The organism is Pseudomonas sp. SLBN-26, assembly GCF_006715895.1.
Taxonomy (GTDB): domain Bacteria; phylum Pseudomonadota; class Gammaproteobacteria; order Pseudomonadales; family Pseudomonadaceae; genus Metapseudomonas; species Metapseudomonas otitidis.
Map to the genome: position 1 here is coordinate 4,042,988 of NZ_VFOB01000001.1, position 19,340 is coordinate 4,062,327.

Sequence of the window (19,340 nt, forward strand, 5' to 3'; positions counted from 1 at the left end):
TGGCCAACGTCAGCCCAGCGGCGGCACCACCTGCTCCAGCGGCACGAACAACCGGGCCTGGAGCGCCGCCACGGCTTCCCGGCAGCCCTCGGTGACGTAGCCCGCCTCCAGCGCCAGCACCTGGTAGATGCCGCGCATCAGCAGGCGCTGGTCCAGGTCGCCCGGGGCGCTGCGGGTGGTGCAGAGGAAGCGCACCCAGGAGGTCATGATGATCCAGCTGTTCAGCGCCAGCGCCTCGATCTGCGCCGCATCCATGCGCAGGATCCCCACCTCGACGAAGCCCCGGTAGATCGCCTGGGCATGCCCCAGGCAGCGCTGGGCGAACACCCGGTAGCGCGCCGCCAGCTCGTCATCGGACTCCAGCAGGTGCTCCAGGTCGCGGTGCAGGAAGCGGTAGTGCCACATGGCCGCCAGCAGCGCCTCCAGGTAGAAGGTCTTGTCGTCCATGTTCAGCGGCCGGTCCTGGGGCAGGCGCAGGAAGGTGTCCACCCGCGCCTCGTACTCGGCGAACAGCTCCGCGATGATCATCTGCTTGTTGCGGAAGTGGTAGTACAGGTTGCCCGGTGACATCCCCAGGTGCGCGGCGATGTGGTTGGTGGTGACCGTCCGCTCGCCCTGGGCGTTGAACAGCTCCAGGCTGCTCTGCACGATGCGTTCGCGGGTCTTGATGCGTGGGGCCATGGGCGGGTCGGTCTCACAGGCGCCAAAAAGGTGGCCGAGGGTAACAAAACTACCCAGAGGCCGTGAATCGGCGCCCCGGGGGCGGGCAGCCCAACTTTTCGTTTGGTAGGCAAGCGTCGGCCGGCCGCGTCATGCTATTTGACACTCTAGAGCAATTACTCTAGAAATCGGCATGTCCAACAATAACGAAGAGGTGCCGCCATGGTCGCCGATGTCGCCTACCTGCAGCAGACCCAGCAGCAGATCAGCCAGCTGGAAGAACTGTTCGCCCGCCAACGTGCCGCCTATGGCAACCACCCGATGCCCAGCGCCGAGCAGCGCATGCAGTGGCTGCAGTCGCTGCGCGACCTGATCTTCAACGAGCAGGACGCCCTGATCCGCGCCGTCAGCCAGGACTTCAGCAACCGCTCGGCGGACGAGACCCTGCTGGCCGAGATCATGCCCAGCCTGCACGGCATCCACTACGCCCGCCGCCGCATCCGCCGCTGGATGAAGCCCTCCCGCCGCGCCGTCGGCCTGGCCTTCCAGCCCGCCTCCGCCAAGGTGGTCTACCAACCCCTGGGCGTGGTCGGCGTGATCGTGCCGTGGAACTACCCGCTGTTCCTCGCCATCGGCCCGCTGGTGGGTGCGCTGGCCGCCGGCAACCGGGTGATGATCAAGATGAGCGAATCCACCCCGGCCACCTCCCAGCTGTTCAAGGAGCTGATGGCGCGCATCTTCCCCGAGGACCAGGTCGCCGTGGTGCTGGGCGAGGCCGACGTGGGCGTCGCCTTCTCCAAGCTGCCCTTCGACCACCTGCTGTTCACCGGTGCCACCAGCATCGGCCGCCACGTGATGCGCGCCGCCGCCGAGAACCTCACCCCGGTGACCCTGGAGCTGGGCGGCAAGTCGCCGGCCATCGTCTCCGCCGGCGTCCCCCTGGCGGACGCCGCCGAGCGCATCGCCTTCGGCAAGACCATGAACGCCGGCCAGACCTGCGTCGCCCCCGACTACGTGCTGGTCCCGCGGGACCGCGTGCAGGGCTTCATCGACGCCTACCGCGAGGCGGTCAACCGCTTCTACCCGAAGCTGGCGGACAACCCCGACTACACCGCCATCATCAACGAGCGCCAGCTGCAGCGCCTGAAGGGCTACCTGCAGGACGCCGAAGCCAAGGGCGCGCGGCTCATCCCGCTGTTCCCCGGCGACCAGGCCCGCCGCCTGGCCCACACCCTGGTGCTGGACGTGAACGACGACATGAAGCTGATGCAGGACGAGATCTTCGGCCCGCTGCTGCCGGTGGTGCCCTACGACCGCCTCGACGACGCCCTCGCCTACGTCAACCAGCGCCCGCGCCCGCTGGCCCTCTACTACTTCGGCTACGACAAGCGCGAGCAGCAGCACGTGCTGGAGCAGACCCACTCCGGCGGCGTCTGCCTGAACGACACCCTGCTGCACGTCGCCCAGGACGACATGCCCTTCGGCGGCATCGGCCCGTCCGGCATGGGTCACTACCACGGCCACGAAGGCTTCCTCACCTTCAGCAAGGCCAAGGCGGTGTTCGCCAAGCAACGCTTCAACGCCGCCCGGATGATCTACCCGCCTTACGGCAAAGCCATTCAGAAACTGGTCTACAAGCTGTTCGTTCGCTAACCCTGCAAGGGACCTGATGGGGTCACAACAACAATGACAGACACCACCCTCCAAGCGCCGGGGCTTACCCGGCGCGGCCTGCTGAAAGTCGGCCTCGTCGGCGGCGCATTCCTCGCCACCGCCGGGGTCACCGCCACCCTCACCGGCTGCTCCACCTCCACACCGGCCAACGGCATGGTCGTGCTGCGGGACTCCGACCTGCCCTGCCTGAAGGCACTGATCCCGGTGATGCTCGCCGGCGCCGTCGCCGCCGAGCAGATGCCCCAGGCCGTTGCCGGCACCATCCAGAGCCTGGACAACGCCCTGGCCCACCTCTCCCCGGAGATGCTCAAGCTCACCGTGCAGCTGTTCGACGTGCTCGCCCTGCCCATCACCCGGGGCCCGCTCACCGGCATCTGGGGCAGCTGGGAGAACGCCAGCGCCGACGACGTGCGCACCTTCCTCTCGCGCTGGCAGAACAGCTTCATCGGCCTGCTGAAGATGGGGCACGCCTCCCTGCTGCAGCTGGTGATGATGGCCTGGTACAGCCGGCAGGAAGCCTGGGCGCACTGCGGCTACCCCGGTCCGCCGACCGTCTGAGCGCCGCTACCACAACAAGAACCCCGCGCCCCGACCGCCAGGCCGGCCGGCGCGACCGAGGATTGAGCTGATGCCCGTACCTGATCTGTTCGCCGAGGGCCTGGCCCGCGGCTGGAAAACCCACAATGGCTCCCGCCTGGAGCAGGACCTGACCCTGGAAGCCGACGTCGCCATCGTCGGCAGCGGCGCCGGTGGCGGCACCACCGCCGAGATCCTCAGCGCCGCCGGCTACAAGGTGCTGATCATCGAGGAAGGTCCGCTGAAGACCAGCAGCGACTTCAAGATGCAGGAAGCCGAGGCCTACCCCTCCCTCTACCAGGAAGGCATCGGCCGCATGTCCAAGGACGGCGCCGTCACCATCATGCAAGGCCGTGCCGTAGGCGGCACCACCCTGGTGAACTGGACCTCCAGCTTCCGCACCCCCGAGCCGACCCTGGAGCACTGGGCCAAGGAGCACGGCGTCAAAGGGCACAGCCCGGCCGAGATGGCCCCCTGGTTCGAGAAGATGGAACAGCGCCTGGGCGTCGCGCCCTGGGCCATCCCGCCGAACGCCAACAACGACGTGCTGCGCCAGGGCTGCGAGAAGCTCGGTCTGCACTGGAAGGTCATCCCGCGCAACGTGCGCGGCTGCTGGAACCTCGGCTACTGCGGCATGGGCTGCCCGACCAACGCCAAGCAGTCGATGCTGGTCACCACCATCCCCGCCACCCTCGACAAGGGCGGCGAGCTGCTCTACCTCGCCCGTGCCCAGCGCCTGCTGATCCAGGGCGACAAGGTCACCGGCATCGAATGCCAGGCCATGGACGAACGCTGCGTCGCCCCCACCGGCCGCACCATCACCGTCAAGGCCCGCCACTACGTGCTGGCCGGCGGCGGCATCAACACCCCCGGCCTGCTGCTGCGCTCCGACGCCCCCGACCCTCACGGCCGCGCCGGCAAGCGCACCTTCCTACACCTGGTGAACTTCTCCGCCGCGCAGTTCGACCAGGTCATCAACCCGTTCTACGGCGCGCCGCAATCCATCTACTCCGACCACTACCAGTGGGACGACGGCACCACCGGGCGCATGTCCTACAAGCTCGAAGTGCCGCCGCTGCAACCGGCGCTCACCGCCACCCTGCTCGGCCGCTTCGGCGAGGACAACGCCCTGCGCATGGAGCAACTGCCCCACACCAACGTGATGCTGGCGCTGCTGCGCGACGGCTTCCACCCAGAGAGCGCCGAAGGCACCGTGGAGCTGCGCGGCGACGGCAGCCCGGTGCTCGACTACCGCCTCACCGACTACACCTGGGACGGCCTGCGCCGGGCCTTCCACACCATGGCCGAGATCCAGTTCGCCGCCGGCGCCAAGGCCGTGCTGCCGCTGCACGCCGATGCCGACTACGTGAAGACCCCGGCCGAAGCCCGCGAACTGATCGACCGCCTGTCCCTGGAGCTGTACCGCACCCGCCTGGGCAGCGCCCACGTCATGGGCGGCTGCGCCATGGGCGAGGACCCGAAACAGGCCGTCACCGACAGCCTCGGACGCCACCACCAGCTGGAAAACCTGTCGATCCACGACGGTTCGCTGTTCCCCACCAGCATCGGCGCCAACCCCCAGTTGTCGGTCTACGGCCTCACCGCCCAGCTCTCCACCGAGCTGGCCAAGCGCCTGGGCAAGGCCTGACGCCCCCCGGGCCCGCGCCCGGCGGGCCCGGCATTCGACGGACCGCGTGAACCGCACCTGTGCGCCTTTGCCGCAGGGTGCGGCCTGCGCTACCATCCGACTCCCTTACGGACCCACCCCAGGACGTAGCGATGAACCGAGTGCTGTATCCGGGCACCTTCGACCCGATTACCAAGGGCCATGCCGATCTGATCGAGCGTGCCTCCCGCCTGTTCGACACCGTGATCATCGCGGTCGCCGCCAGCCCCAAGAAGAACCCCCTGTTCTCCCTGGAGCAGCGCGTCGGGCTGGCCAAGGAAGTCACCAAGCACCTGCCCAACGTCGAAGTGGTGGGCTTCTCCACCCTGCTGGCGCACTTCGTCAAGGAACAGAACGCCAACGTGTTCCTCCGTGGGCTGCGCGCCGTCTCCGACTTCGAGTACGAATTCCAGCTGGCCAACATGAACCGCCAGCTCGCCCCGGACGTGGAAAGCATGTTCCTCACCCCGTCCGAGAAGTACTCCTTCATCTCCTCCACCCTGGTGCGCGAGATCGCGGCCCTGGGCGGCGACATCAGTAAGTTCGTCCACCCCGCCGTGGCCGACGCCCTCGCCGAGCGCTTCAAGCGCTGACCGCCGGCCGGCGCGCACAGGTGGTGCGCCGGCCCCCGCATTCCGGCACAATTCCGCTCCTGTTCCGATAGACCGCCGTGTTTGGACGGCTGGAGTTGTTCCATGTCCCTCAAGATCACCGACGATTGCATCAACTGCGACGTCTGCGAACCCGAGTGCCCCAACGGCGCCATCTCCCAGGGTGAAGAGATCTACGTCATCGACCCCAACCTCTGCACCGAGTGCGTCGGCCACTACGACGAACCGCAGTGCCAGCAGGTCTGCCCGGTGGACTGCATCCCCCTCGACGACGCCAACGTCGAAAGCCGTGACGAGCTGATGGCCAAGTACCTCAAGCTCACCGGCAAGGCCTGACCGGCATGGGCAGCCCGGTGCTCGGCAGACCCTGGCAGCGGGGGCTGATCGCGGCCCTGGCCCTGCTGGCCAGCACCGCCCTCCAGGCCGCCACCCCGCAACGCGCCGCCGTTGCCAGCGCCCAGCCCGCCGCCACCGTCGCCGGCCTGGAAACCCTGGCCCTGGGCGGCAATGCCTTCGACGCCGCCGTCGCCATCAGCGCCGCCCTGGCGGTCACCGAGCCCCATGGCTCGGGCCTCGGCGGCGGCGGCTTCTTCCTGCTGCGCAAGGGTGGCGCCAAGCCCGAGTACCTGTTCCTCGACGCCCGCGAACGCGCGCCCCTGGCGGCCCGCCCCGACCTCTACGTGCGCGACGGCAAGGTGCAGCCGCAGCTGTCCATCAACGGGCCGCTGGCCGCCGCCATTCCCGGTCTGCCCGCCGCCCTGGCGGACCTGGCCGGCCACCACGGCCGCCTGCCCCTGGCCGACAGCCTGGCCCCGGCGATCCGCCTGGCAAAGGACGGCATCTCGGTGGACCGGGTGTACATCGAACGCGCCGGCTTCCGGGCCGCCGCCATGCGCGACGACCCCGAGACCGCGCGCATCTTCCTCGATGCCAAGGGCCAGGTGCCCGAAGAATTCAGCCTGCTGCGCCAGCCGGAGCTGGCGCGGACCCTGGAACGCCTGGCGCGCTACGGCAAGGCCGGTTTCTACGCAGGCGAGACCGCCGAGAAGCTGGTGGCCGGCGTGCGCAAGGCCGGCGGCATCTGGACCCTGAAGGACCTGGACAGCTACCGCGTGGTGGAGCGCCAGCCTCTGCGCTACCCCCTGGCCGACGGCCGCGAGCTGATCGGCGCACCGCCGCCCTCCGCCGGTGGCGTGGCCCTGGCCCAGAGCCTGGCGATGTTGCAGCAACTGCCCTGGCGCGACGGTGACCGCCTGCAACGCACCCATTACGTGGTCGAGGCGCTGCGCCGCGCCTACCGTGACCGGGGACTGCTGGGCGACCCGGACTTCGTCCGCAACCCGCTGGACAACCTGCTGGCACCGGCCTACCTCAAGCAGCTCGCCGCCGGCATCGACCCACGCCGGGCCACCCCCAGCGCCAGCCTGCCGCCCGCGCCCGCCTGGCGCGAGGGCGACCACACCACCCACTTCGTGGTCATCGACCAGGACGGCAACGCGGTTGCCGCCACCCTCTCGGTGAACCTGCCCTTCGGCGCCGCCTTCGTGCCGCCCGGCACCGGCGTGCTGCTCAACAACGAGATGGACGACTTCGCCGCCGATCCCAACGGCGCCAACACCTACGGCCTGGCCGGCAGCCAGGCCAACGCCGTGGCCGCCGGCAAGCGCCCGCTGTCGAGCATGAGCCCCACCTTCATCGAGAGCGACGCGCAGTTCACCGCCTTCGGCACCCCGGGCGGCAGCCGCATCCCCAGCATGGTGCTGCTGTCGATCCTCGAATACCTCGACGACCAGCCGGTGAGCCGCTGGGCAGCGGTGCCGCGCTACCACCACCAGTACCTGCCGGACGTGGTCGAGCACGAGCCGGACACCTTCAGCGCCGCCGAGAAGGCCGAGCTGCAGGCCCGTGGCTACAGCCTCAAGCAGGTGGACCGCCGCTACGGCAACCAGCAGGTGCTGCTCTGGGACAAGCGCGGCGGGCAGATCGAGGTGGCCAGCGACCCACGGGGCGTGGGCCTGGCGGAAACCCTGGCACCCCGGACGCCCGAGGCGGTCAACGGAGCTCGATGAGGCTCCCTTCGCCCTCGTCCTCGAGGGTGCGCATCACGCTGAACAGCCCCTGTCCCTGGCCGATCATCAACACGTTGCGCAGGCTCTGGATGATGCGGCTGGCATAGCCCAGGTCGTTCATCAGCGAGCTGGTCTGCAAGCCGTCCAGCTGCCCCGCCCGCACCGCCGCGAACAGGTGTTCGCGGAAGGCGCCGTCGAAGGCCGCCGCCTGCTCGTCCAGCCACTCCAGGTGCTGGTTCCAGACCTCCTCGGGCAGCTCCGAACGCCCCAGCTCACGCACCTTCTGCAAGGCGCCCAGCAGGTGCCGACGCAGGTCCAGGTAGGCATCGCGCACCGATGAGGGGCCTTCGCCGAGGTAGCGGCCGAGGTTCTTCTGCAGGTGCTTGGCGTCCTTCACCGCGTCCACCAGCTGCAGGGCCGCCACCTGGCAGCTCAGCCAGAGGCGCTGGTGGGGTTCGTCCAACTGCACCTCCAGGCGCCCCATGAAACTCAGCAGGTCGCCGTAGACGCCCTTCACATGGCGCTGGTAGAGCGCCTCGGCATCCAGGTGCAGGCGCTCGGGGATGATCTGCAGGGCGGCCTCGTCCGGGCGCGAGCGGTTGAGCTGGTCCACCGGCAGGTAGAGCGCGTGGCAGATCACCTCCAGGCTCAGCCGCCCCAGGTGCCGCAGCTCCTGCAGCACCGCGCTGCAGGCCGCCTCGGAGGAGTCCAGCGCCCGGGCGCTCAGGTAGCGGGCCGTGGTGCGCTCCGGCTCCACCGGCCCGGCCACCAGCTCGGTGATCAGCACCTGGGGCTCCTCGCGTTCCGGCAGCCAGCGCACCAGCAACCCGGCCAGGCGCTGCTGCCAGGGCCAGAACAGGGCCACGCCCAGGGCGTTGAACAGGGTGTGGAACATCGCCAGCTGGATCAGTGCGTTGCCTTCCAGCCCCACCGGCTCGGCCAACGCCCGTACCAGCCAGGTCAGCGGCGTGAGCAGGGTGAAGGCCACCACCGCCGTCACCACGTTGAACAGCACGTGGGCCAGGGCCAGCCGCTGGCCGCTGCGGTTGCCCCCGAGGGAGCCGACGAAGGCCGTGGTGACGCTGCTGCCGACATTGGAGCCGATGGCGATCGCCAGGCTCTGGCCCAGCTCCAGCTGCCCGCCGGCCAGGGCCGCGAGGGTCAGCATCAGGGCCGCGTGGCTGGACTGCAGCACCACGGTCACCAGCATCCCCACCGCCATGAACAGCAGGCTGCCGAGCACGCCATCGACCCGCAGCCCGGTCATGTCGAAACCGTCACCGAAGGTGGAGAAGCCGTCCTTGATCTGGTCGATGCCGAGGAAGACGAAGGCGATGCCCAGCACGATGCGCCCGGCGGCCTTGCTGCGCGGGCCGATGAAACCCGCCAGCACCCCGAACACCAGCAACGGCAGGGCCAGTGGCGAGAGGCTGAGGTTCTGCCCGGCCATCGCCAGCAGCCAGATGCCGCTGGTGGCGCCGAGGTTGGCGCCGAAGAGGATGGCAATGCCACCGGCCAGCTGGATCAGCCCGGTGCTGATGAAGGCGATGGTGAGCAGCGCCACCAGGGTGCTCGACTGCAGCAACAGCGTGCCGCCGACGCCGAACATCAGCCCCTTGAAGGGCGTTGCGGTGCTGCGGGCCAGCACCTGCTCCAGCTTGCCGCCGGCCAGTTGCCGCAGCCCGTCCTCCAGGCACTGCATGCCGAACAGGAACAGCGCCAGCCCCGCGCACAGCTGCAACCAGCCCGGGCTGTACCAGAAGCTCGCCGCCAGCCCGGCCGCTCCCAGCACCAGCAGCGCGATCAGTTGAAACCCCTTCATCCACTTCCTCCATCCCTGGCGGGGCCGGTCCAGCGCCGGCCCCCAATGCAAACGGCCCCTTGCCCGCTACCGGGCAAGGGGCCGTGAACGGCCTGGCAGGCCGCAGCCGAAACGGATCAGTCCTTCTGGTAGCCGCTGCTGGTGCAGCCCAGGCAACGCACGAAGGCTTCCTTGCCCGGATCGACCACCAGGGCCTTGCCGGCGGCGCCGACGTTACCGCCCAGGGCGCTAAACGGCAGGCTGACCACGAACAAGCCGGCACCGATCACGGTGGCACCGATCAGCAGCGGACGGGCGATCAGCAGGTCGCCGGCCATGGCGAAGGCGGGGGGCGCTTCGACGGTGTAGGTGGGGTCGCCGCTGGCATTCTGCTGCTGCACCGTCTCGGCCTGCGCCGGGAGCGCCATGAGGCCGGTGGTCAGCGCCAGGACGGCAGCGGAAGTGCGAAACAGGTTCATGATGCAATCCTTCGGCTATTTGTAGGAGTAATCGTGCGGCTAACTATAACAGCGCCGTTTGCCTTGTCAGCGTGACGGCCATCAATCGCCGTTAAAAGCGTAGTCGGGATTCTTCGGCACATAGGGGCGGTAGAAGGCCAGCAACTGGCGCAGATCGGCCTCCTCGTTCCCGGTGGGCTGGAACGGCGCACCGATGACGATGCGCCGGTGCTGGAAGTCCAGCGCCGCCGGCACGATGGGCACGCCGGCCCCGCAGGCGATGTGGTAGAAGCCGCTCTTCCAGCGTTCCACCTTGCGCCGCGTGCCCTCCGGCGACAGCACCAGGATGAACTGGCGGTGTTCGGCGAAGGCCTCGATGGCCTGCTCCACGGTGTTGAGCTTCAGGTGCCGGCGGATGGGAATGCCGCCCCAGTAGCGCATCAGGGCGCCGAAGGGCCAGCGGAAGATGCTGTGCTTGCCGAACCAGCGGGCGTTCAACCGCAGGATGAACTTGGCAGCGATGAACAGCACGAAATCCCAGTTGGAGGTGTGGTGGGCGCCGATCACCACGAACTTGTCGAGGGGCGGCAGCTGCCCCTCGATGCGCCAGCCCATGAGCCGGAAGACGGCATGGCCGAGTGCCTCCGCAAGCGCATTGCGGGGCAGGTAGTTGCCGGACATCGTTCACCTCTTGTTCTTGTTCTCGGCAGGTGTCGGTGGAGCAGCCCCTAGCGCTGGCAGCGGGGGCAGTAGACGCTGGCGCGCTGGCCCAGCCTGACCTCCCGCAGGGTGGAGCCGCAGACCTTGCAGAAGTCCCCGCCACGCCCGTAGGCGAACAGCTCCTGCTGGAAGTAGCCGGGCTGGCCATCGCCGCCGACGAAGTCCCGCAGCGTGGTGCCGCCGCGCTCGATGGCATTGGCGAGGATGCGCTTGATCTCCCCGGCGAGCTTCAGGTAGCGGGCGCGGGACACGCTGCCGGCCTCCCGGCGCGGGTCGATGCCGGCGGCGAACAGCGCCTCGGTGGCGTAGATGTTGCCCACGCCCACCACCACCGCGTTGTCCATGATGAAGGGCTTCACCGCCATGCTGCGCCCGCGGGAAAGGCTGAACAGCCGGTCGCCGTCGAAGGCCTCGGTCAGCGGCTCGGGCCCCAGGTTGCGCAGCAGCTCGTGCCCATGGGGGTCGAGGCTCCAGAGCAGCGCACCGAAGCGGCGCGGGTCGGTGTAGCGCAGCGCCAGGCCCGACTCCAGCTCGATGTCCACGTGCTCGTGGCGCGCGGCCTCCAGCCCGGCTTCCACCAGGCGCAGGCTGCCGGACATGCCCAGGTGGCTGATCAGCGTTCCCGCCTCGGCCTGCAGCAGCAGGTACTTCGCCCGCCGCTCGACGGCGACGAAGCGCTGCCCGGACAGGCGCACGTCCAGGTCCTCGGGGATGGGCCAGCGCAGGCGGCGCTCACGCACGACGACGCGACTCACGCGCTGCCCTTCGAGGTAGGGGGCGATGCCCCGCCGCGTGGTTTCGACTTCGGGTAGTTCAGGCATGTGGATCTCGGCAGACAGCGGGGAGGGCGCTCAGTTGGCGCCCAGTTCGCGGATGTTTTCCTTGAGGTTGTCGAAGTCGTAGTCGGAGAGACCGACGTAGTCGAGCACCAGCCGGTGGATGCTGTCCCACTCGTGGTCGTCCGCCTGGCCACCCAGGACCAGGTGCGACGAGCAGATGTGCTCGGACATCTTCAGGATCGCCAGCAGGGTCTTCAGCGGCGCATCGCGACCGGAGTCGTCGCTGAAGATGGCCAGGGCGTTGTGGTGGTTGGCGATGGCCTCGCACAGGTGCTCGGGCAGGCGCCAGGAACGCGCGGTGAAATAGCCCACCACCGCGTGGTTGGTGTTCAGCAGGCGGTTCTCGGTGTCGACGATGCGGCGCTCGTCGCAGGCGCTGGCGTAGGCCTCCTCCAGCACCGTCATGTAGTCCGGGAAGCGCTTGAGCATCAGCGGGATGCCGCAGTTGTGGAACAGCCCCAGCGCGTAGGCTTCGTCCGCCTGCTGGTAGCCGATGCGCTTGGCCAGGGTCAGGCAGGTCATGGCCACGTCCTGGGCGGTGTCCCAGAAGCGGTTGAGGGTGACGATGGTCTCGTCGGTCATCTCGCCCTTGATCGACTGCGCGTTGATCAGGTTGATCACCGTGTTGCAGCCCAGCAGGTTCACCGCCTGCTGGATCGAGGCGATGCGGTTGGTGAGCCCGTAGAACGGCGAGTTGACGATCTTCAGCAGCGCCCCGGAGAGCCCCGGGTCGTGACTGATGAGCTTGGCGATGGTGCGCAGGTCCGGGTTCGGCATGACCTGTTCCATCTGCAGGTCCACCATGATCTGCGGCTGCGGCGGCACGCTGATCCCCTGGAGGAAGTGGCGGATCTGTTCGGCGGAGAGTTCTTGGGCCATGACAACGGAGACCAAGGGAGGGAATTCGGGACGACAGTCTAACTCTAGCCGGCGATGGCCAGAACACTCCTTTGAGCTGAACTTTCCGGCGGCACCACGGCTCGGAACCTGCATACCCCCAACGCGAACAGGAGGCAGCATGAACCCCTCGATCAAGGGCAAGCGCGTGGCGCTGCTGGTTACCGATGGCTTCGAACAGGTGGAACTGACCGGCCCCCGCCAGGCGCTGGAGCAGGCCGGCGCCACCGTCCACATCCTCGCCCCGACGGTCGGCACCGTGACCGGCTGGCACCACACCACCCCGGCGGACCGCTTCCGGGTCGACCACACCCTCGACAGCGTGCGCATCGACGACTACGACGCCCTGGTCCTGCCCGGTGGCGTGGTCAATGCCGACACCCTGCGCACGGACCCGCTGGCCCAGGAACTGGTGCGCGACGCCGCCCGGGCCGACAAGCCCATCGCGGTGATCTGCCACGGCGCCTGGCTGCTGGCCAGCGCCGACCTGGTGAAGGGCAAGACCCTCACCAGCTGGCCGTCCCTCACCGACGACCTGAGAAACGCCGGCGCCCATTGGGTGGACCAGGAGGTGGTGGTCGACGGCAGGCTGATCAGCAGCCGCAAGCCCGACGACATCCCCGCCTTCAACCAGCGCCTGCTGGAGGCCCTGGCCGCCTGAGCCGACGCCCGCCGGTAGCAGGCTCGGCGGGCGCCTTCGGGTATACTTCCGCTCTTTTTTCCGGAGAGCGACCCATGTCCCTGCCCAGCCTGCGCCTCAAAGCCAATGCCGATCGACGCCTGCGCGCCGGCCACCTGTGGGTCTACAGCAACGAGGTGGACGTGGTCGCCACCCCGCTGAACGCCTTCCAGCCGGGCGACCAGGCCATCCTCGAAGCCGCCGGCGGCAAGCCCCTGGGCGTGGTCGCCCTGAGCCCGAACAACCTGATCTGCGCCCGCCTGGTCTCCCGCGACGTCAAGCACGTGCTGGACAAGTCCCTGCTGGTGCACCGCCTCAACGTCGCCCTGAGCCTGCGCGAGCGCCTGTTCGACAAACCCTTCTACCGCCTGGTCTACGGCGACTCCGACCTGCTCCCCGGCCTGGTGGTGGACCGCTTCGGCGACCACCTCGTGGTGCAGCTGGCCTCCGCCGCCATGGAGCGCAACAAGGACGCCGTGCTGGATGCCCTGGTGCAGGTGCTCAAGCCCCGTGGCGTGCTGTGGAAGAACGACTCCGCCGCCCGTGATGCCGAAGGCCTGGAGCGCTACGTGGACACCGCCTTCGGCGTGGTGCCCGAGTGGGTCGCCCTGGAAGAGAACGGCGTGAAGTTCGAAGCCCCGGTGCTGGAAGGCCAGAAGACCGGCTGGTTCTACGACCACCGCATGAACCGCGCCCGCCTGGCCCCCTACGTGGAAGGCAAGCGCGTGCTCGACCTGTTCAGCTACATCGGCGGCTGGGGCGTGCAGGCCGCGGCCTTCGGCGCCAGTGAAGTGTTCTGCGTCGACGCCTCCGGCTTCGCCCTCGACGGCGTGGAGCGCAACGCCACCCTCAACGGCGTGGCCGAGAAGGTCACCTGCGTGGAAGGCGACGTGTTCGAAGCCCTGAAGGAGCTGAAGGCCGCCGAAGAGCGCTTCGACGTGGTGGTGGCCGACCCGCCGGCCTTCATCAAGCGCAAGAAGGACCTGAAGAACGGCGAGGCCGCCTACCGCCGCCTCAACGAACAGGCCATGCGCCTGCTGAACAAGGACGGCATCCTGGTCAGCGCCTCCTGCTCCATGCACCTGCCCGAGGACGACCTGCAGAACATCCTGCTCGGCAGCGCCCGCCACCTGGACCGCAACATCCAGCTGCTGGAGCGCGGCGGCCAGGGCCCGGACCACCCGGTGCACCCGGCCATCGCCGAAACCCGCTACATCAAGAGCCTCACCGTCCGCCTGCTGCCCAACAGCTGAGCATGACCACCCCGCAGGTCCGGGCCTTCGGCAGCGCCGACGGCCCCGGCCCTGTGGGTCCACGGCGCCCGGCACGGGCAACCCGGCCTTGGCCGCAGCACAGTGCCGACGCGCTGATGCAGACCTGTCGCCGGCAGCCCTGAGCACCGGTCGCGCCGGCCTTCCGCCCGGCGCCTGCCTGGGATTAGAATCCCGACTCCCCCTGCCACACCCTCAGGCGGGCCAGTGAGCCCCGGCCGAGCGCACGGTGATCCCGCAGCGCCCTCACGCCATCTCCGGACACGACGGGTACATCCCCTCACCACCGGCACCTTCACGCTCACGACACGACCATTACCTGATCAGCCTGCAGGACACCGAAATGCCCGATTACCGCTCGAAGACCTCCACCCACGGCCGCAACATGGCCGGCGCCCGCGCCCTCTGGCGCGCTACCGGGATGAAGGACGAAGACTTCAAGAAACCGATCATCGCCATCGCCAACTCCTTCACCCAGTTCGTGCCCGGCCACGTGCACCTGAAGGACCTGGGCCAGCTGGTCGCCCGCGAGATCGAGAAGCACGGCGGTGTGGCCAAGGAATTCAACACCATCGCCGTGGACGACGGCATCGCCATGGGCCACGACGGCATGCTCTATTCCCTGCCGAGCCGCGAGATCATCGCCGACTCCGTGGAGTACATGGTCAACGCCCACTGCGCCGACGCCATCGTCTGCATCAGCAACTGCGACAAGATCACCCCCGGCATGCTGATGGCCGCCCTGCGCCTGAACATCCCCGTGGTGTTCGTCTCCGGCGGCCCGATGGAAGCCGGCAAGACCAAGCTGGCCAATCACGGCCTCGACCTGGTGGACGCCATGGTGGTGGCCGCCGACGACTCCTGCTCCGACGAGAAGGTCGCCGAGTACGAGCGCAGCGCCTGCCCCACCTGCGGTTCCTGCTCCGGCATGTTCACCGCCAACTCCATGAACTGCCTGACCGAGGCCCTGGGCCTGTCGCTGCCCGGCAACGGCTCCACCCTGGCCACCCACAGCGATCGCGAGCAGCTGTTCCTGCGTGCCGGCCGCCTGGCCGTCGAGCTGTGCCAGCGCTACTACGGCGAAGGCGACGCCTCCGTGCTGCCGCGCAACATCGCCAACTTCAAGGCGTTCGAGAACGCCATGACCCTGGACATCGCCATGGGCGGCTCCACCAACACCATCCTGCACCTGCTGGCCGCCGCCCAGGAGGCGGAAGTGGCCTTCGACCTGCGCGACATCGATCGCCTGTCGCGCAAGGTGCCGCAGCTGTGCAAGGTGGCGCCGAACATCCAGAAGTACCACATGGAAGACGTGCACCGTGCCGGCGGCATCTTCAGCATCCTCGGCGAGCTGGCCCGTGGCGGCCTGCTGCACACCGACGTGCCCACAGTGCACAGCCCGAGCATGGCCGACGCCATCGCCCAGTGGGACATCACCCAGACCGACGACGAAGCCGTGCACACCTTCTTCAAGGCAGGCCCGGCCGGCATCCCGACCCAGGTCGCCTTCAGCCAGAGCACCCGCTGGGACAGCCTGGACGACGACCGCGCCAACGGCTGCATCCGCTCCGTCGAGCATGCCTACTCCCAGGAGGGCGGCCTGGCCGTGCTCTACGGCAACATCGCCCTGGACGGCTGTGTGGTGAAGACTGCCGGCGTGGACGAGTCCATCCATGTGTTCGAAGGCACCGCGAAGATCTTCGAAAGCCAGGACGGCGCCGTGAAGGGCATCCTCGCTGACGAAGTGAAGCCGGGTGACATCGTCATCATCCGCTACGAAGGCCCGAAAGGCGGCCCGGGCATGCAGGAAATGCTGTACCCCACCAGCTACCTGAAGTCCAAGGGCCTGGGCAAGCAGTGCGCCCTGCTCACCGACGGCCGCTTCTCCGGCGGCACCTCGGGCCTGTCCATCGGCCACGCTTCCCCTGAAGCCGCCGCCGGTGGCGCCATCGGCCTGGTGAAGGACGGCGACAAGGTGCTGATCGACATCCCCAACCGCAGCATCAACCTGCTGGTGTCCGATGAAGAGCTGGCCGCCCGCCGCGTCGAGCAGGACAAGAAAGGCTGGAAACCCGCGCAGCCCCGCGCCCGCAAGGTCTCCACCGCCCTCAAGGCCTACGCCCTGCTGGCCACCAGCGCCGACAAGGGCGCCGTGCGCAACAAGGCGATGCTGGAAGACCTGTAAGCGCTGCCTGCGAACGGAAAAGCCCGGCCTCGTGCCGGGCTTTTTATTCCCATTGCTGTTCATCAGGAGCCTGCCGGACCTCATGCAGAACCTGAAGCTCGAATTCGAAGAGAACGCCGTCGAGTTCTACATCGCCTCGCTTGCGAGAGGAATTCTCGAAGGCATCAAGAGCGGCGCCCTGACTGCGGAGACCGGAATCTGGTCCCTGGGCCGCCCTGTATTGCGCAACGCCCTGGCAACCACCTCTATCAGCACGGAGTTGATGGAGGTTCTGGAAGACTTCGACGAGCTCGACGCCCTGGCCGAACTCGGCATAGACCCACAGCCCACGCTACAACGCATGATCGATGCACTGGACCGGTGCCAACGCTCCACCGATAACCGCGAAACGAGCCTGATCATTCGCGCCTTCAGTGCTCCGTAGGGTGCACCTGTCATGTAGGGGCGACTTCAGTCGCCCAAGGCCGTGCTGCGGCCCCATGCCCGGCCGGAAGCGGGCGAATGAATTCGCCCCTACACAGACGCGTCCGCAGCAGGCGGTTCGCGAGCAGAGCTCGCTCCTACGAAGCGCTCAACGCCCCTCGCCGCACTTGACCATTCAGGTAGAATCGCCGCTTTTTCGCCGGCCGCCCCCACCATGACCCCACTGGAAACCCCCTCCGCCCCCGAGTCCCGCAACGAACTGGTCTACGGCCTGGAGGACAAGCCACGCCCGCTGGCGGCGATCCTGGCTGCCCTGCAGCACCTGCTGGCGATCATCGTCCCCATCGTCACCCCCGGCCTGCTGATCTGCCAGGCGCTGGGCGTGTCGGCCCGCGACACCAACCTCATCGTCTCCATGTCCCTGGTGGTCTCCGGCATCGCCACCTACGTGCAGTGCCGCCGCTTCGGCCCCTTCGGTGCCGGGCTGCTGATCGTCCAGGGCACCAGCTTCAACTTCGTCGGCCCGCTGATCGCCGGCGGCGCGCTGATGGTCAAGCAGGGCACCCCGGTGGAAGCGGTGATGGCGGCGATCTTCGGCGTGGTCATGGCCGGCGCCTTCATCGAGATGGGCGTGTCGCGCATCCTGCCGTTCATCAAGCGCCTGATCAGCCCACTGGTGACCGGCATCGTGGTGCTGATGATCGGCCTCACCCTGATCAAGGTCGGCCTCATCAGCATGGGCGGCGGCTTCGGCGCCATGGCCAACGGCACCTTCGCCAACGGCGAGAACCTGCTGCTCTCCGGCACCGTGCTGGCGGTGATCCTGGTGCTCAACCGCATCCCGGTGGTGTGGATGCGCAGCTGCGCCATCGTCATCGCCCTGCTGGTGGGCTACGCCCTGGCCGGCGCCCTGGGCCGCCTGGACTTCAGCGGCATGCACGAGGCACCGCTGATCCAGGTGCCGACCCCGCTGCATTTCGGCCTGGGCTTCTCCTGGTCGCTGTTCGTGCCGATGCTGGTCATCTACCTGGTGACCTCCCTGGAAGCCATCGGCGACGTCACCGCCACCAGCAAGGTCTCCCGCCAACCGGTGGAAGGCCCGCTGTGGATGCAACGGATCAAGGGCGGCGTGCTGGTCAACGGCGCCAACTCCCTGCTGGCCGGCGTGCTCAATACCTTCCCCAGCTCGGTGTTCGCCCAGAACAACGGGGTGATCCAGCTCACCGGCATCGCCAGCCGTCACATCGGCGGCTGGATCGCCCTGATGCTGATCCTGCTGGGCCTGTTCCCGGCCGTGGCCGGCGTGCTCCAGGCCATGCCCGAACCGGTGCTCGGCGGCGCCGTGATGGTGATGTTCGGCGCCGTGGCCGCCTCGGGCATCAACATCCTCGCCGGCATCGAGCTGGACCGCCGCGCACTGCTGATCATCGCCGTGTCCCTGGCCCTGGGCCTGGGGGTGTCCCAGGTGCCGGAGTTCCTCGCCCACATGCCGGCAGCGGTGCGCAACGTGCTGGAGTCCGGCGTGGCCACCGGCGGCCTGTGCGCCCTGGTGCTGAACTGGTTCCTGCCGGAAACCCCGCGCTCCGCCGCGTGAGGCAGAATGGGCCTCGTTCCCCCACGAGGCCCCTTCCATGACCCTGCGCATCGGCCTGATCGCCGACACCCACGGCCTGCTGAGGCCCCAGGCCCTGGCGGCCCTGGAAGGCTGCGACCACATCCTCCACGCCGGTGACATCGGCAAGCCCGAGGTCCTCGACGCCCTGCGCCAGCTCGCGCCCCTCAGCGTGGTGCGCGGCAACAACGACACCCAGGACTGGGCCCAGGCCATTCCCCACGACCTCAGCCTGCAGTTGGGTGGGGTCCACCTCTACCTGGTCCACGACCAAGCCGACATCCCCGCCGACCTCGCCACGCGCGGCGTCGACGCCATCGTCACCGGCCACTCCCACAAGCCGCTGATCACCCAGCGCGACGGCATCCTCCACATCAACCCGGGCAGCGCCGGGCCCCGGCGCTTCAAGCTGCCGATAGCGGTGGGGTCGCTGCTGATCGAGGACGGGCGAGTCCGCGCGGAACTGCGCGAGCTGGACATCTGAACGGGGGCGCCCGGCCCGCCTAAAGGGTTGATCCGGGCATGGGGTGGACGTCGTTTCTTACGTCCACCCGCGCTGTGCCAACCGGCTCAGCGCCGCTCCCACACCTGGAAGGCGTAGGCGGGGGTGGTGTCGCTGACGGGGTACTCGATGCTGGAAGCCAGGTGCCAGTCGGCAGCGGGCACCTCGGGGAAGAAGGCATCGCCTTCCGGTTCCAGCTCCACCTGGGTCAGGTACAGGCGGTCGCCATGGGCCAGGCCCTGGGCGTAGAGCTGGGCGCCGCCGATCAGCATCACTTCCTCGGCGTCCTCCTCGCGGGCCCACACCTCGGCGCGGGCCACGGCCTCTTCCAGGCTGGCGAACACCTCGGCGCCCTCCAGCTGCAGGCCGGCCTGGCGGCTGACCACCAGGTTCAGGCGCCCCGGCAGCGGGCGGCCCAGGGAGTCCCAGGTCTTGCGGCCCATGATGATGGGCTTGCCCAGGGTCAGGGCCTTGAAGTGCTTGAGGTCCGCCGGCAGGTGCCAGGGCAGTTGGTTGTCGCGGCCGATGACCCGGTTGCGGGCCTGGGCGGCGATGAGGGCGAGGGGGAGGGTCTTTTTCATGGCGGCGAGAATACCAGAGGCCATGGCCACCGCCAGCCGGCCTTTCCTTCTGTCGCCGCCAACGGTGTCACGCCCGGCAACACATGCCCGGGCGGCGCACGACAAACCGTCATCTA

Annotated in this window: 19 protein-coding genes; 12 read left to right on the plus strand and 7 right to left on the minus strand. The window is 68.5% G+C overall.

The annotated features are described in order from the left end of the window. Positions 1–9: 9 nt before the first annotated feature. Positions 10–681, minus strand: a complete 672-nt coding sequence (locus FBY21_RS18635; RefSeq protein ID WP_044403631.1) for a TetR/AcrR family transcriptional regulator — start codon at positions 679–681, stop codon at positions 10–12. Between the two features lie 201 nt (positions 682–882). Between FBY21_RS18635 and FBY21_RS18640 the strand changes: the two genes are divergently transcribed. The 6 genes from FBY21_RS18640 (at position 883) to ggt (ending at position 7,256) form a co-directional block, all read left to right on the plus strand. Then, positions 883–2,313, plus strand: a complete 1,431-nt coding sequence (locus FBY21_RS18640) for a coniferyl aldehyde dehydrogenase (protein WP_044403632.1) — start codon at positions 883–885, stop codon at positions 2,311–2,313. A 33-nt stretch (positions 2,314–2,346) separates the two neighbouring features. Then, the gene (locus FBY21_RS18645) at positions 2,347–2,892 is read left to right on the plus strand and encodes a twin-arginine translocation pathway signal protein (RefSeq protein WP_142012859.1); all 546 of its coding nucleotides are present in this window, start codon (positions 2,347–2,349) and stop codon (positions 2,890–2,892) included. Positions 2,893–2,962: 70 nt separating this feature from the next. After that, positions 2,963–4,558, plus strand: coding sequence for a GMC family oxidoreductase (locus FBY21_RS18650; protein WP_044403634.1), 1,596 nt, complete (start codon positions 2,963–2,965; stop codon positions 4,556–4,558). A 131-nt stretch (positions 4,559–4,689) separates the two neighbouring features. After that, positions 4,690–5,169, plus strand: a complete 480-nt coding sequence (coaD, locus tag FBY21_RS18655) for a pantetheine-phosphate adenylyltransferase (RefSeq protein WP_044403635.1) — start codon at positions 4,690–4,692, stop codon at positions 5,167–5,169. A gap of 102 nt (positions 5,170–5,271) precedes the next feature. Continuing rightward, entirely contained in the window at positions 5,272–5,523 is a 252-nt protein-coding gene (locus FBY21_RS18660; protein ID WP_044403636.1) for a YfhL family 4Fe-4S dicluster ferredoxin, read from the plus strand. 5 nt (positions 5,524–5,528) lie between these two features. Beyond that, the gene (ggt, locus tag FBY21_RS18665; protein WP_142012862.1) at positions 5,529–7,256 is read left to right on the plus strand and encodes a gamma-glutamyltransferase; all 1,728 of its coding nucleotides are present in this window, start codon (positions 5,529–5,531) and stop codon (positions 7,254–7,256) included. Here ggt and FBY21_RS18670 read toward each other — a convergent pair. The 5 genes from FBY21_RS18670 to FBY21_RS18690 all read right to left on the minus strand — a co-directional run bounded on the left by FBY21_RS18670 (position 7,240) and on the right by FBY21_RS18690 (position 11,899). After that, positions 7,240–9,078, minus strand: a complete 1,839-nt coding sequence (locus FBY21_RS18670) for a Na/Pi cotransporter family protein (protein WP_142012864.1) — start codon at positions 9,076–9,078, stop codon at positions 7,240–7,242. The genes ggt and FBY21_RS18670 overlap by 17 nt on opposite strands. Before the next feature lie 116 nt (positions 9,079–9,194). Continuing rightward, complete coding sequence (locus FBY21_RS18675) at positions 9,195–9,536, minus strand: multidrug transporter (RefSeq protein ID WP_074967162.1); 342 nt, start codon at positions 9,534–9,536, stop codon at positions 9,195–9,197. Positions 9,537–9,617: 81 nt separating this feature from the next. Then, entirely contained in the window at positions 9,618–10,196 is a 579-nt protein-coding gene (locus FBY21_RS18680; RefSeq protein WP_044403642.1) for a lysophospholipid acyltransferase family protein, read from the minus strand. Positions 10,197–10,243: 47 nt separating this feature from the next. Next, complete coding sequence (mutM, locus tag FBY21_RS18685; protein ID WP_074967157.1) at positions 10,244–11,056, minus strand: bifunctional DNA-formamidopyrimidine glycosylase/DNA-(apurinic or apyrimidinic site) lyase; 813 nt, start codon at positions 11,054–11,056, stop codon at positions 10,244–10,246. 30 nt (positions 11,057–11,086) lie between these two features. Continuing rightward, the gene (locus tag FBY21_RS18690; RefSeq protein WP_167368444.1) at positions 11,087–11,899 is read right to left on the minus strand and encodes an HDOD domain-containing protein; all 813 of its coding nucleotides are present in this window, start codon (positions 11,897–11,899) and stop codon (positions 11,087–11,089) included. A gap of 193 nt (positions 11,900–12,092) precedes the next feature. Between FBY21_RS18690 and FBY21_RS18695 the strand changes: the two genes are divergently transcribed. The 6 genes from FBY21_RS18695 (at position 12,093) to FBY21_RS18720 (ending at position 18,625) form a co-directional block, all read left to right on the plus strand. Further along, positions 12,093–12,632 (plus strand): type 1 glutamine amidotransferase domain-containing protein, encoded by a 540-nt coding sequence (locus tag FBY21_RS18695; RefSeq protein ID WP_142012867.1) that lies wholly within the window; start codon positions 12,093–12,095, stop codon positions 12,630–12,632. 74 nt (positions 12,633–12,706) lie between these two features. Beyond that, complete coding sequence (locus FBY21_RS18700; protein ID WP_044403647.1) at positions 12,707–13,903, plus strand: class I SAM-dependent rRNA methyltransferase; 1,197 nt, start codon at positions 12,707–12,709, stop codon at positions 13,901–13,903. 361 nt (positions 13,904–14,264) lie between these two features. Next, a complete protein-coding gene (gene ilvD, locus FBY21_RS18705) occupies positions 14,265–16,106 on the plus strand; it encodes a dihydroxy-acid dehydratase (protein ID WP_142012869.1) in 1,842 nt (613 codons plus the stop codon). Between the two features lie 82 nt (positions 16,107–16,188). Further along, on the plus strand, positions 16,189–16,530 hold the full coding sequence (locus FBY21_RS18710) for a hypothetical protein (protein WP_139233540.1): 342 nt from the start codon (positions 16,189–16,191) through the stop codon (positions 16,528–16,530). A gap of 213 nt (positions 16,531–16,743) precedes the next feature. Further along, positions 16,744–18,123, plus strand: a complete 1,380-nt coding sequence (locus FBY21_RS18715) for a uracil-xanthine permease family protein (RefSeq protein ID WP_142012871.1) — start codon at positions 16,744–16,746, stop codon at positions 18,121–18,123. 37 nt (positions 18,124–18,160) lie between these two features. Beyond that, complete coding sequence (locus tag FBY21_RS18720; RefSeq protein WP_142012874.1) at positions 18,161–18,625, plus strand: metallophosphoesterase family protein; 465 nt, start codon at positions 18,161–18,163, stop codon at positions 18,623–18,625. A gap of 86 nt (positions 18,626–18,711) precedes the next feature. Here the strand turns inward: FBY21_RS18720 and FBY21_RS18725 are convergent, their stop codons facing one another. Next, complete coding sequence (locus FBY21_RS18725; protein ID WP_107330114.1) at positions 18,712–19,224, minus strand: dihydrofolate reductase; 513 nt, start codon at positions 19,222–19,224, stop codon at positions 18,712–18,714. Positions 19,225–19,340 lie beyond the last annotated feature (116 nt).

Excerpts from the sequence above, each read along its gene's own strand:
- FBY21_RS18635 (WP_044403631.1), bottom strand. The coding sequence starts at position 681 with ATGGCCCCACGCATCAAGACCCGCGAACGCATCGTGCAGAGCAGCCTG.
- FBY21_RS18640 (WP_044403632.1), top strand. The coding sequence starts at position 883 with ATGGTCGCCGATGTCGCCTACCTGCAGCAGACCCAGCAGCAGATCAGC.
- FBY21_RS18645 (WP_142012859.1), top strand. The coding sequence starts at position 2,347 with ATGACAGACACCACCCTCCAAGCGCCGGGGCTTACCCGGCGCGGCCTG.
- FBY21_RS18650 (WP_044403634.1), top strand. The coding sequence starts at position 2,963 with ATGCCCGTACCTGATCTGTTCGCCGAGGGCCTGGCCCGCGGCTGGAAA.
- coaD (WP_044403635.1), top strand. The coding sequence starts at position 4,690 with ATGAACCGAGTGCTGTATCCGGGCACCTTCGACCCGATTACCAAGGGC.
- FBY21_RS18660 (WP_044403636.1), top strand. The coding sequence starts at position 5,272 with ATGTCCCTCAAGATCACCGACGATTGCATCAACTGCGACGTCTGCGAA.
- ggt (WP_142012862.1), top strand. The coding sequence starts at position 5,529 with ATGGGCAGCCCGGTGCTCGGCAGACCCTGGCAGCGGGGGCTGATCGCG.
- FBY21_RS18670 (WP_142012864.1), bottom strand. The coding sequence starts at position 9,078 with ATGAAGGGGTTTCAACTGATCGCGCTGCTGGTGCTGGGAGCGGCCGGG.
- FBY21_RS18675 (WP_074967162.1), bottom strand. The coding sequence starts at position 9,536 with ATGAACCTGTTTCGCACTTCCGCTGCCGTCCTGGCGCTGACCACCGGC.
- FBY21_RS18680 (WP_044403642.1), bottom strand. The coding sequence starts at position 10,196 with ATGTCCGGCAACTACCTGCCCCGCAATGCGCTTGCGGAGGCACTCGGC.
- mutM (WP_074967157.1), bottom strand. The coding sequence starts at position 11,056 with ATGCCTGAACTACCCGAAGTCGAAACCACGCGGCGGGGCATCGCCCCC.
- FBY21_RS18695 (WP_142012867.1), top strand. The coding sequence starts at position 12,093 with ATGAACCCCTCGATCAAGGGCAAGCGCGTGGCGCTGCTGGTTACCGAT.
- FBY21_RS18700 (WP_044403647.1), top strand. The coding sequence starts at position 12,707 with ATGTCCCTGCCCAGCCTGCGCCTCAAAGCCAATGCCGATCGACGCCTG.
- ilvD (WP_142012869.1), top strand. The coding sequence starts at position 14,265 with ATGCCCGATTACCGCTCGAAGACCTCCACCCACGGCCGCAACATGGCC.
- FBY21_RS18710 (WP_139233540.1), top strand. The coding sequence starts at position 16,189 with ATGCAGAACCTGAAGCTCGAATTCGAAGAGAACGCCGTCGAGTTCTAC.
- FBY21_RS18715 (WP_142012871.1), top strand. The coding sequence starts at position 16,744 with ATGACCCCACTGGAAACCCCCTCCGCCCCCGAGTCCCGCAACGAACTG.
- FBY21_RS18720 (WP_142012874.1), top strand. The coding sequence starts at position 18,161 with ATGACCCTGCGCATCGGCCTGATCGCCGACACCCACGGCCTGCTGAGG.
- FBY21_RS18725 (WP_107330114.1), bottom strand. The coding sequence starts at position 19,224 with ATGAAAAAGACCCTCCCCCTCGCCCTCATCGCCGCCCAGGCCCGCAAC.